Below are 11,131 nucleotides of genomic sequence, written 5' to 3' on the forward strand. Positions count from 1 at the left end.
AAAAATACACTGCTTTAATATATTTTATAAAAGTTTTGGACAGGTATTTGTATAACGTGGAATTGCGGGATCTAAACCGTTTTACCGGTAAAACAGTAAGTATATTCCATTAAGGAAAATGACTGTTTTAAAATAGTCATAGTAGGGTGATTTTCGGTAAAATGAAATTTAAGGCTTATTAATTAAAGCTAATTTCCCAATTGATGATGTTCTTATCATCACTTACTGAAAGCAGCTGATCAGGAGCCGACCAGGCTAATTTATTGATGGAGAGCACGTGGCCTGGGTATCCTTTTTCCCTGCTGATGTTTTTGTAAAGTTTAAAATCATCCGATCCCCAGATCTTGATGCTTTTATCCATACTGGCAGTAGCAAAATAAGGCAGAGTAGGGTGAAATACAATATGGTTCACTGCGAACAGATGGGCAGGGATATTTTTTATTTCATGAAAGGTACCGGTGTCCCAGATCTTCACCTGCGCGTCACGTGAGCCTGAAGCAATGTAGGTTCCGTCAGGACTGTACGCAAGCGAAAAAATAGCCATAGTATGCCCATGCAGTGCTTTAATAATAGTATAATCTTCCAGGTCGTAAACAGCGATGTGATTATCACGGCAACCGAATGCCACCTGTTTTTGATTGGGCGAAACAGCAATGCAGCGTACCGTATCCTTTGATACGCTTATAGCATGTACCATTTCGAGGGTTTTAAGGCTCCATACAGATACAGTACCATCTTCCGAAGCTACCAGTAATTCATCCTTTTTAACCGATGATTTAATGTCAAAAATAGCCTTACGATGATGCCTTAATGGTTTAAGTAGCTTTTGCTGGATAAAATCAAATACCAAAACCTCGCCGCTGCGTAAACCCGCAAACATCAGCGGGTAACCTTCCGGGCAGTGGACAGCATAAATAGATGCATTAACCGGAAACATCACCTTAATGAATGAAAAATCTTTCAAACTCCACTCAACCAGCCCTTTGTCATTTCCACCGGTAAACAATATCCCCGGCTTTTGCGATAGCTCAAGTGTAAATATCGGGTTGGCATGGCCGGTAAGTTCGGCGGTTTTTTGTACGGTGATCATCTTTGTTATTAATAAGTATAGCCAGTTGCCGGTAAATTATTTTACCGCATCATCAAAAGCTGCTTTGGCAATCCGGGCTATAACAGACTCCCTTACTGGCAAATCAACCGGCGTATCGCTTACAAATATAGCTATTGCCAAATGCTTACCATTAGGTAAGGTAATAATGCCAATGTCATTAGTTGCGGCAGTGATGCCTTTCTCACTGGTGCCTGAGCGCCCGGTTTTATGATAAACAATTGTACCGGCTGGAAGTAAACCTTTGATTTGCTTAGGGCCGGTTGATGTTTCCTGCATGATCTTCCAAAGGTAGTCGTGACTTGCCGGTGAAAGAAAATTTGGTTTAAAAGAAATATCGAGCAAATGAGTAAGATCAGTTACCTCGGCCCAGTTGGTGTACTGAACTGGCCAGGCCTGTGCCATCTGAAATTCGGTGGCTTTAAAGGCGATGTTTTTTACGCCCAGGCTATGAATGTAATCATTTACCTTATCAATACCGCCAAGTGTTTTTATCAGTACATCGCAGGCAATGTTATCGCTTAATGACACCATATAGCTTAACAGTTCCCTTATAGAGATGTCAACGCCGGTCACCGGGTTTTTATCCTTCAGCGGACTGTAAGTATCATAATAATCACTTTTACTTACATGGATTAGCTGATCAAGCTTAAAATTCCCTTTATCAATTTCATGCAAAACAGTAATAGCAATGCTAAACTTCATTACGCTTTGCATAGGCAAATGAGCATGCCCGTTTAATGACAATGTATCGCGGGTTTCCAGGTTTAATATCGAAACCCCAACGATGCCTTTGGCATCTTTAGCAATTTCAGCTAACTGAGCTCTTAGCTTTTCGTTTTGCGCATTACTTTTAGTAATACCAAATGCAAAAATTAAAAGGAATAATAATAAAAAGCTTCGTAGCATCCAGGCTGTTTTTGTACGATGATCATTTTTTCAGTTTGCAGTAGGCAGTTTTCAGTTTGCAGTTGGATGGCCTTAAGTTTTGGAAGCTTTTTACTGCTTACTGCCAACTCAAAACTGCCAACTGTTACTTATGTCTTGATTCCAGGTTTTTGGCAATAGTTTCCAATGTCAAACCTTTTTCGCGAAGCAAAACCAGCAGATGGAAAACAAGATCTGATGATTCATTGATCAGGTCGGTTTCGGTTTCGGCAAGGGCAGCTATTACGGTTTCAACACCTTCTTCGCCAACTTTTTGGGCTATTTTATTTAGGCCCTTATTGCGGAGTTTGTTCACGTACGAACCCTCTACCGGATTGGCATACCTGTCGGCAATGATATTTTCCAGTTCCAGTATAAAGTTTTGATTAAATTCGGTATTAAAGCAACTGCGCGAGCCGGTGTGGCAGGTAGGGCCATCAGCTTTAACTTTAATAAGCAGGGTATCGTTATCGCAATCAATGCTGATATTTTTTACATGCAGAAAATTGCTGCTGGTTTCGCCTTTGGTCCACAAACGGTTTTTTGAGCGGGAATAAAAGGTAACGATATTTTCCTGTACGGTTTTATCGTAAGCTTCCTGGTTCATGTAACCCAGCATCAAAACCTCTAAAGTTTGCTCATCCTGTATGATCACGGGGACAAGTCCGCCGGTTTTTTCAAAATCTATGTTCATTTTTTTCTTCTTATTCCCTCTCTTGGGAGGGGTGTGTTGGGAGTGAGTGATGGCAGGGAGGGGTTTATATGCCGTTTTAATAAATATGCATACTGAAGAAACCCCTCCCTACACCCTCCCAAGGGAGGGAATCGCACAAACCCGCGCTTTTTATTATTCTTAATATAGGCGTTATTAAATCCTTACCTCAATCTTATTATCAAGCAAGATCCGCTTCAAATCCGGTATCAGTATTTCACCGTAATGAAATACCGAAGCTGCCAGTGCCGCATCAACGTTGGTTTTTTCAAATACATCAACAAAGTGCCCAACCTTACCTGCTCCACCCGAGGCGATTACCGGGATATGAACTGCATCATTAATAGTTTTCAGCAAGCCATTATCAAAACCACTTTTGGTGCCGTCATGATCCATTGAGGTAAGCAGGATCTCACCTGCACCACGGCTTTCGGCTTCCAGGATCCATTCCAGTGTCTGGCGTTCTGTTGGCAGCCTGCCGCCATTCAGGTGTACTACATTTTTATCGCCAATACTGCGGGTATCAACCGCTATCACCACAAACTGAACACCAAAAGCAGCGGCCAGCTCATCAATCAACTTAGGGTTACGTACCGCAGCCGAATTAATGGAAATCTTATCCGCACCTGCATTCAATAATGCATCGGCATCGGCAATTTCATTAATGCCACCGCCAATAGTGAAAGGGATGTTAATCTGCCTGGCAACGGCTTTTACCAGATCAACCATAGTTTTACGGCGTTCAACTGTAGCTGTAATATCTAAAAATACCAGTTCATCCGCTCCCTGGCGCGAGTAATTCCAGGCCAGCTCAACCGGATCGCCGGCATCGCGGAGGTCTACAAAGTTTACACCTTTAACGGTGCGGCCGTCTTTAACGTCGAGGCAGGGGATGATTCGCTTGGCAAGCCCCCCCCGCCCCCTAAAGGGGGAGCCTTTGATTTGCGTATTTATATTTTCCAATACTTTTTCTAAATGATTAATTACTTGTTCGTTGGTAAAGCGTAATACTTTGAGTCCATCGGAAACCAAGTTGTTTTGTCTAATTATATCATTTTGAATTACATCCGGAAGATTATGAATACTTCCATCTAATTCAATGACTAATTTATATTGATGACAATAAAAATCAGCAATATAAATTCCTAAAGGATGTTGCCTTCTGAATTTTACACCCAATTGCTTTCCTTTTAAATGTTGCCAAAGTAATTCTTCAGCAGCTGTCATTCTATAACGAAGGGATTCTGCGTTTTGAAAGACCAATCGATCTGCTCCCAAAAACATTTTTCTTTTCATTTTATAGAACTCTTGTTCCCCCTTTAGGGGGGTAGGGGGCGGGGCTTATATCGATATCAGCGCGTCCAGATTCCAGTGTTTCACATCTTCAATGGTGATATGGCCCTCGTATATTGCTTTTCCAACTACCACCGATTCAACTTTTAAACGGCTTAGTTTTTCGATATCACCCATAGAACTTACGCCACCCGAGGCTATCAGTTTGATGAAAGGTGAATGATCAAGCAGTTTTTCGTACAGTTCAATACCTGCGCCACCAAGTTTGCCGTCTTTGTTGATGTCGGTGCAAAGGAAACGGAAAAAGCCTAAGCTCAGGCATTTATCCACATAATCCATCAGTTTAATTGGTGAGCTTTCCATCCAGCCGGAGTATTTGATCACTTCGTCAAGTACGTCGATGGCTACAACAACCTGGTCCGAACATTTGTCTTTACCGCAGATTTCTTTGCTCAGCTCGGGCAGGAAGCTTGGGTTAGTAAGGGCTTGTGTGCCAACAATAACGCGGTGAACACCTGCATCAATCAGCTCTTTTACTTTTTCGATACTGCGGATACCGCCGCCGTATTGCACCTTCATGTCGGTTTTGCGGATTACATCAAACAGGTATTGCTGGTTGCTAAAATCGTTTTTTGCACCGTTAAGGTCGATAATGTGAATGAAGTTTGTGCCGTTGCTTTGGTAGCGCTCAATCATTTCTTCAAGGGTAACATCGTATTCGGTTACCTGTGCGTAGTCGCCTTCGCGAAGGCGGACAACCTTCTTGTTCAAAATGTCAATGGCAGGAATAATGTACATATCCTTTTATATTTTTGAGAAATTAGTTAACAATGTTTCGCCAAACACACCCGACTTTTCGGGGTGGAATTGTACGCCATAAAAATTATCAAGCCAAATTGATGCCGAAAATTGATTTCCGTAATCGGAGGCCAGTAAAGTGTATGCTTTATCATACTCAATAAAGTATGAATGTACAAAGTAAAAGTGTGAACCTGACGGTATATTTTGAAATAGGGGGTTTTCTTTTTCAGGATAAACCCTGTTCCAGCCCGTGTGCGGCACTTTATGATCGGCACTGTCTTTAAACCTTAAAGTTTTAACCGGTATGATATCCAACAGGTTAGAATCTCCCTCTTCTGAATAGGAAGTCAGCAGTTGCATTCCCACGCAAATACCTAAGGTTGGTTTTTTAAGCGCCTTGATGGTTGGTACAAGCCCGGTGGCTTTCAACTTGTTCATTGCAGCGCCCGCATGACCAACACCGGGGATGATATAACGGTCATACTTATCAAAATCCTCCTCGCTATTGATAAAGCCATAGGGGATACCTAAGCGTTCCAAAGCTGCAGTAAGGGAAAATATGTTTCCGGCGCCGTATAGTATAATGCCGATGCCCCCCCCGCCCCCTGAAGGGGGTGCCTCTGCGAGGCTTTCCTTGCCTGGTTCTCGTATGTTTTGATCTGGTGTATCCATTGTGTATTATTTCGCTCCCCCTTTAGGGGGCCGGGGGGCGCCTAAAGCAGCCCCTTTGTGCTTGGTAAAACCATCTTATCTACATCACGTTTTACGGCCATTTTTATTGCCTTGGCAAAGGCTTTAAATATAGCTTCAATTTTGTGATGTTCATTCTGCCCTTCGGCTTTTATGTTCAAATTGCTTTTTGAAGCATCGCTGAACGATTTAAAGAAGTGATAGAACATTTCTGTCGGTACATCGCCCACTTTTTCGCGTTTAAAATCGGCATCCCAAACTATCCAGTTGCGGCCGCCGAAGTCAATAGCAGCCTGTGCCAGGCAGTCATCCATCGGCAGGCAAAAACCATAGCGCTCAATTCCCATTTTGTTGCCTAATGCGGCGGCAAATACTTCGCCTAAGGCAATGCCGGTATCTTCAATGGTATGATGTTCGTCGATATGCAGGTCGCCTTTGGCTGTAATTTCCAGGTCGATGCTGCCGTGGCGGGCAATCTGGTCAAGCATATGATCAAAAAAATGCAGACCGGTTGATATTTTGGCTTCACCTTTACCGTCGAGGTTTATTTTGATATGAATATCGGTTTCCTTAGTAGCGCGGCGATGTTCAAACACCCGCTGACCAAGCTTTAGAAACTCATAAATCTTTTGCCAGTCGGTAGTTTCAAGGGCTATCACGTCGTCGATATGATCGGCGTCGGTAAATTCGCTTCCACCCAAATTGCTGTGATTATTAAGCCAGATGGCTTTTGCGCCCAGGTTTTTTGCCAGCAGTACATCGTTTTTACGATCGCCGATGGTGAAGGAGTTTTTCAGGTCGTATTTTTCAGCATCAAGATACTGCGATAATAGCGCGGCGCCTGGTTTGCGGGTTGGGGCGTTATCTTTAGCAAAAGTACGGTCGATGATCTGGTTGGCAAATTTTACGCCTTCGCCTTCAAATGTTTGCAGGATGAAATTGTGTACGGGCCAAAAGGTATCTTCGGGATAAACAGAAGTACCCAAGCCGTCCTGGTTGGTTACCATTACCAGTTCAAAATCAAGCTCTTTGGCTATTTTGGGTAAGTAGGTTAACGCGCCGGGATAAAACGAAAGCTTGGCGAATGAGTCTATTTGCTCATCAGGTGTTTCATTAATCAGGGTGCCGTCGCGGTCAACAAACAATATTTTTTGAAGGTTGCTCATTTATAATTCTGTAAGGTTTGCAGTAAGGTGGTGTTTTCGTCGGGAGTGCCAACAGTTATGCGTAAGCAGCCCTCGCAAAGCTCAACTTTTGAGCGGTTGCGTACTATGATGCCCTGTTTAACCAGGAAATCGTAGATGCCATTGGCGTTGGTGGTTTTTACGAGGATGAAATTGGCATCAGATGGATAAATATCTACCACAAAATCAAAATCTTTCAGTTGTAAAACCAATCTGTCGCGCTGAGCAAGGGTTTCTTTGATCCAGTCGTTAACCTGTGCAACGTTAGCTAAGGCTGCCAAAGCCAGCTGCTGCGATGATTCATTTACGTTGTACGGTGGTTTTACCTTGTTCATCACCTCTATGATCTCTTCGCTGGCGAAGGCCATGCCTACACGTAAACCAGCCAGTCCCCATGCTTTTGAAAGCGTTTGCATCACCACAAGGTTAGCACATTCGGTAAGTTCCTGGATAAATGATTTTTGCCTGCTGAAGTTAATATAAGCCTCATCAACCACCACAATGCCGCTGAAATTAGCCAGCAGGGTTTGGATATCATCGCGGTTGATAGAATTACCGGTAGGATTGTTTGGTGAGCAGATAAAGATGAGCTTGGTGTTTTTGTCGATAGCTTCGGCAATACCTTCCAAATTAAGCTGGTACTCTTCGGTAAGGTTTACCTTGCGGGCTTCAATATCGTTGATGTTTGCCGATACCTCGTACATACCGTAAGTAGGCGGCACCAGGATCACGTTATCAACGCCCGGGTTGCAAAAGCTGCGGAACAGGATATCGATAGCTTCATCACTGCCGTTGCCAACAAAGATATTGCGGGGTGGTACACCTTTAATTTCGGTGATCCGTTTTTTTAGATCATACTGCAATGGATCGGGGTAACGGTTAAACTGCTGATCTAAAGGGGAGCCAAAAGCATTTTCATTGGCATCCAAAAAAACGCTTGCTTCACCCTGGTACTCATCACGGGCGGACGAATAGGGCACAAGCTTTTTTATATTTTCTCTAAGTATATTATTGATGTTAAACATTTTAATTATAAGGCTTAAGATCCTTTGTGAATTTCCTTAATTTTTTGCTCTCACCATCAAAATAGATGGTGTCATTTTTTAGATATGGCGCTGAAAAATAGTTGGCATCATCAGTTTCGATATAATCATCAACTAAATAATAATTCGCGGTTTTTTTAGTAACCGGATCATATTTGGCAGCCGATATGCTGTTATTCCCTGTTGTATCTATTTTTTTTATTTGCCAGAAATAGATGTTGCCGTTTATTACAGATGGTGAAGAAAAATAGTCGTTAAAGTCAGGTATTAACGCCGACAGATTTTGTTTTTTACCGTTTACAACCATTATATAACTGCCCAAAGAACCGCTGATTGATTTTTTAGACCCCTGTATTCCCGAAGCATCATCTTCCCCCGGCCCTGTGCCTGTTATGGTTAGATATAAATAGTTACCGTTGCCAATTTTTTCAATTCCGTAATATTTGTCAATAGTATCGGCCAGTTTTCCATTCCTTGTTACAACAGCATAGCTACCTCCCATAACAGAGGCATCAAAAACACCTGTATCAATTACAGTATAGTCTTTATTAAGCTGATATGGCTTAAACGAGGTAGTGGTATCTTGTTTAGCTGTATCAGATATTAATCGTTTATGATTGCCGTTGTGACAAGCAGTGAGTGTAAACAAACTCAAAAGGTATGCAAGCTTTTTCATGATCAACTATTGTTTCTGATGCTCACCGCATTCCTATGTGCATGTAAGCCTTCCAACTCGGCCAAAATTTCAACTGTTGGGCCAATGTTTTGGATCCCCTCGCGGGTGATATGCTGAAAAGTGATCTTCTTCACAAACGAATCAACCGATACGCCGGAATAAGCCCTTGCATAACTGCTGGTTGGCAGGGTGTGGTTGGTGCCCGATGCGTAATCGCCTGCACTTTCGGGGGTTAGGTTTCCTAAAAACACCGAACCTGCGTTGATGATGCTGCCGGTGATCTGTTCCCAGCTTTGTGTGGCCAGGATCAGGTGCTCTGGAGCATATTGATTACTGAAGCCCATAGCTTCACTCAAACTGCTGGTAATAACCACGTACGAGTTATCGATGGCCATTTTGGCTATCTCGGCACGGGGTAATACGGGCAGCTGTTTTTCAACCTCGGCAATGGCCTTTTGGGCAACATCGGCAGAGGTGCAAACCAATACGGCCTGGCTGTCGATACCATGCTCGGCCTGGGCCAGCAGATCGGCTGCAATATAGGCAGGGATGGCGCTTTCATCGGCAATAACCAAAACTTCTGAAGGGCCTGCAGGCATATCAATTGCCGTTGTGGTAGTTGATTGGATAATGGTTTTGGCTTTGGTTACAAACTGGTTACCAGGGCCAAAGATCTTATCAACCTTAGGGATGCTTGCTGTTCCGTAAGCCATAGCGGCTATAGCCTGTGACCCACCCACCAGGTAGATCTTATCGATCCCCAGCATCAGCGCCACGTAAGCTATAAAGGCGTTAACCTTACCATTTTTTTGGGGAGGTGAACAAACTACTATTTCATGACAGCCCGCTATGCGCGCCGGAATACCAAGCATCAAAAATGTACTTGGCAATACCGCCGAACCGCCGGGAATATACAAGCCAACTTTCTCAATCGGCCGCAGTTCGCGCCAGCAGGTTACGCCAGGCATGGTTTCAACCTTATCCTCGGTTTTTAGCTGCGTTTGGTGAAATTTATAGATATTGCTGTAAGCCGTTTCCAATGCCGTTTTCTGATCGGCAGATATCGCTTTGGCAATTTCTTCCAACTCGGCCCTGTCAAGGTAAAGCTTGTTCAGTTCCACCTTATCAAACTTTAAAGCATAATCAAGCAGTGCGCTATCACCATGCAGCTGCACGTTGGCAATCACCTCTTCAACAATGGTCCTGATCTCATTAGCAGGGTCAACATTGCGCTGAACCAGTTTCTGGATGTCGGATGTAGTAAGTTCTGAATAGTTGTATGTCTTCATTAGCCCCCCAACCCCCTAAAGGGGGAGTTATGTTAAGTAATAAACTGCCCGCCCTTTCACTCCCCCTTTAGGGGGCCGGGGGGCGTTGGCTTATAAAATGATCTTCTCAATAGGCATTACCACAATGCCTTGTGCGCCGGCTTGTTTGAGCTGGCTTATACGGTCCCAGAAATCACGTTCGGGGATCACCGTGTGTACTGCCACCCAGCCTTCTTCGGCCAATGGTACTACCGACGGGCTTTTTACCCCCGGAAGTAACGCTGTAACAGCCGAAAGGTTCTGCTTTTCAACGTTAAGTACTACATATTTAGTCTCTTTGGCGCGTAAAACCGACTGGATGCGCTGGATCAATTCCAATACAAGGTCGCTTTCGGCAATGGCTTTGCTGCCTATCAGTACAGCTTCTGACGACATTACATCGGCAAAAGGTTTCAGCCCGTTGCTTTTCAGGGTACCACCGGTTGATACCAGGTCGCAAATAGCATCGCTAAGACCTAAACCCGGTGAAATTTCAACCGAACCTGAAATAGTACGGATATCTGAAGTAATGTTTTGTTCTTTTAAAAACTTGCCTAAAATGGCAGGGTAGGTAGTAGCAATTGCTTTGCCGTGCAAATCGGCCAGAGAGTTAATGTCGCTGTTGTTGGGTACTGCTATTTTAAGCGAGCATTTGCCAAAACCAAGGCGTTGCAGGTAGCTTACCTCAACTTCGGTTTCCTGGATCACGTTTTCGCCAACAATACCTAAATCGGCAATGCCATCCTGCACGTACTCAGGGATATCGTCATCGCGAAGGAAAAGGATTTCTAAAGGGAAGTTTGATACCGGGGAGATCAGCGAGCTTTTGTAATTTTCAAAATTTAAGCCGCAATTTTTTAATAATTCAACGGATTTTTCGTTGAGCCTACCCGATTTTTGGATAGCTATTTTAAGTGTTTTCAAAAGATTGAATTTAAGAGACTATGATAAAAAAGAATATAAACGGAGGTTGTTATTTCGCGTAGAAACATACATATTAGCTGATCACCACATGGTGGTGATGCAGATGAAGATGATGTAGTGCGATACCGTTCATTTTTTATATAGTAAAACTATAGATTAGCGGTGCAAATATAGACAGATGTTTTTTAAATCAAAATTTAATGTAAAAAAGTGCCTCGGTGCATGAAATTTTCAGGAAGTTTCATGTTGGATTAGGTGAGTTTTTAGAATTTTATTTTGTAACCTTGAATTATCGCCGTTGTTGATGCTGTGATAATTCACAAAGCAGTTAACAGAAAACGTCATTGCTGTAAGGGTTTAGTAATTCGGAGACAAAATAGCAGGTTATTATTTGTTGTTTAAGGAGATCATATCGATAGGTCTTTTGCCATTAATACCTTGATGAGGTCTTTCCCAGTTATAATAG

Annotated in this window: 11 protein-coding genes; all 11 read right to left on the reverse strand. The window is 43.1% G+C overall.

Annotated elements, in window-relative coordinates; all coding sequences use genetic code 11:
* Positions 1-178: 178 nt before the first annotated feature.
* A complete protein-coding gene (locus ACFFGT_RS20465) occupies positions 179-1,090 on the reverse strand; it encodes a WD40 repeat domain-containing protein (RefSeq protein ID WP_377024369.1) in 912 nt (303 codons plus the stop codon).
* 36 nt (positions 1,091-1,126) lie between these two features.
* Positions 1,127-2,017, reverse strand: a complete 891-nt coding sequence (gene bla / locus ACFFGT_RS20470; RefSeq protein WP_377024370.1) for a class A beta-lactamase, subclass A2 — start codon at positions 2,015-2,017, stop codon at positions 1,127-1,129.
* A 124-nt stretch (positions 2,018-2,141) separates the two neighbouring features.
* Positions 2,142-2,780 carry a bifunctional phosphoribosyl-AMP cyclohydrolase/phosphoribosyl-ATP diphosphatase HisIE gene (hisIE, locus tag ACFFGT_RS20475; RefSeq protein WP_377024379.1) on the reverse strand — a complete coding sequence of 213 codons (639 nt, stop codon included), beginning with the start codon at positions 2,778-2,780 and terminating at the stop codon, positions 2,142-2,144.
* 123 nt (positions 2,781-2,903) lie between these two features.
* Positions 2,904-4,043 carry an imidazole glycerol phosphate synthase subunit HisF gene (hisF, locus tag ACFFGT_RS20480; protein ID WP_377024371.1) on the reverse strand — a complete coding sequence of 380 codons (1,140 nt, stop codon included), beginning with the start codon at positions 4,041-4,043 and terminating at the stop codon, positions 2,904-2,906.
* A 45-nt stretch (positions 4,044-4,088) separates the two neighbouring features.
* On the reverse strand, positions 4,089-4,838 hold the full coding sequence (locus ACFFGT_RS20485; protein ID WP_377024372.1) for a 1-(5-phosphoribosyl)-5-[(5-phosphoribosylamino)methylideneamino]imidazole-4-carboxamide isomerase: 750 nt from the start codon (positions 4,836-4,838) through the stop codon (positions 4,089-4,091).
* Positions 4,839-4,844: 6 nt separating this feature from the next.
* Entirely contained in the window at positions 4,845-5,513 is a 669-nt protein-coding gene (gene hisH / locus ACFFGT_RS20490; RefSeq protein ID WP_377024373.1) for an imidazole glycerol phosphate synthase subunit HisH, read from the reverse strand.
* A gap of 41 nt (positions 5,514-5,554) precedes the next feature.
* A complete protein-coding gene (gene hisB, locus ACFFGT_RS20495; RefSeq protein WP_377024374.1) occupies positions 5,555-6,697 on the reverse strand; it encodes a bifunctional histidinol-phosphatase/imidazoleglycerol-phosphate dehydratase HisB in 1,143 nt (380 codons plus the stop codon).
* Positions 6,694-7,740 carry a histidinol-phosphate transaminase gene (gene hisC / locus ACFFGT_RS20500; RefSeq protein WP_377024375.1) on the reverse strand — a complete coding sequence of 349 codons (1,047 nt, stop codon included), beginning with the start codon at positions 7,738-7,740 and terminating at the stop codon, positions 6,694-6,696. The genes hisB and hisC overlap by 4 nt, the downstream gene beginning before the upstream one ends.
* A 1-nt stretch (position 7,741) precedes the next feature.
* On the reverse strand, positions 7,742-8,434 hold the full coding sequence (locus ACFFGT_RS20505; protein WP_377024376.1) for a hypothetical protein: 693 nt from the start codon (positions 8,432-8,434) through the stop codon (positions 7,742-7,744).
* Between the two features lie 2 nt (positions 8,435-8,436).
* Positions 8,437-9,723: a histidinol dehydrogenase gene (gene hisD / locus ACFFGT_RS20510; RefSeq protein ID WP_377024377.1), complete on the reverse strand. Its 1,287-nt coding sequence runs from the start codon at positions 9,721-9,723 to the stop codon at positions 8,437-8,439.
* A gap of 90 nt (positions 9,724-9,813) precedes the next feature.
* On the reverse strand, positions 9,814-10,665 hold the full coding sequence (gene hisG / locus ACFFGT_RS20515) for an ATP phosphoribosyltransferase (protein ID WP_377024378.1): 852 nt from the start codon (positions 10,663-10,665) through the stop codon (positions 9,814-9,816).
* Positions 10,666-11,131 lie beyond the last annotated feature (466 nt).

The sequence above is a fragment of the Mucilaginibacter angelicae genome (assembly GCF_042434235.1).
Classification (GTDB): Bacteria; Bacteroidota; Bacteroidia; order Sphingobacteriales; family Sphingobacteriaceae; genus Mucilaginibacter; species Mucilaginibacter angelicae.

What these genes read in the sequence shown, in the direction of transcription:
- hisH (WP_377024373.1), bottom strand. Translation starts at nt 5,513, where the DNA reads ATGGATACACCAGATCAAAACATACGAGAACCAGGCAAGGAAAGCCTC.
- ACFFGT_RS20465 (WP_377024369.1), bottom strand. Translation starts at nt 1,090, where the DNA reads ATGATCACCGTACAAAAAACCGCCGAACTTACCGGCCATGCCAACCCG.
- hisC (WP_377024375.1), bottom strand. Translation starts at nt 7,740, where the DNA reads ATGTTTAACATCAATAATATACTTAGAGAAAATATAAAAAAGCTTGTG.
- hisF (WP_377024371.1), bottom strand. Translation starts at nt 4,043, where the DNA reads ATGAAAAGAAAAATGTTTTTGGGAGCAGATCGATTGGTCTTTCAAAAC.
- hisD (WP_377024377.1), bottom strand. Translation starts at nt 9,723, where the DNA reads ATGAAGACATACAACTATTCAGAACTTACTACATCCGACATCCAGAAA.
- ACFFGT_RS20485 (WP_377024372.1), bottom strand. Translation starts at nt 4,838, where the DNA reads ATGTACATTATTCCTGCCATTGACATTTTGAACAAGAAGGTTGTCCGC.
- ACFFGT_RS20505 (WP_377024376.1), bottom strand. Translation starts at nt 8,434, where the DNA reads ATGAAAAAGCTTGCATACCTTTTGAGTTTGTTTACACTCACTGCTTGT.
- bla (WP_377024370.1), bottom strand. Translation starts at nt 2,017, where the DNA reads ATGCTACGAAGCTTTTTATTATTATTCCTTTTAATTTTTGCATTTGGT.
- hisB (WP_377024374.1), bottom strand. Translation starts at nt 6,697, where the DNA reads ATGAGCAACCTTCAAAAAATATTGTTTGTTGACCGCGACGGCACCCTG.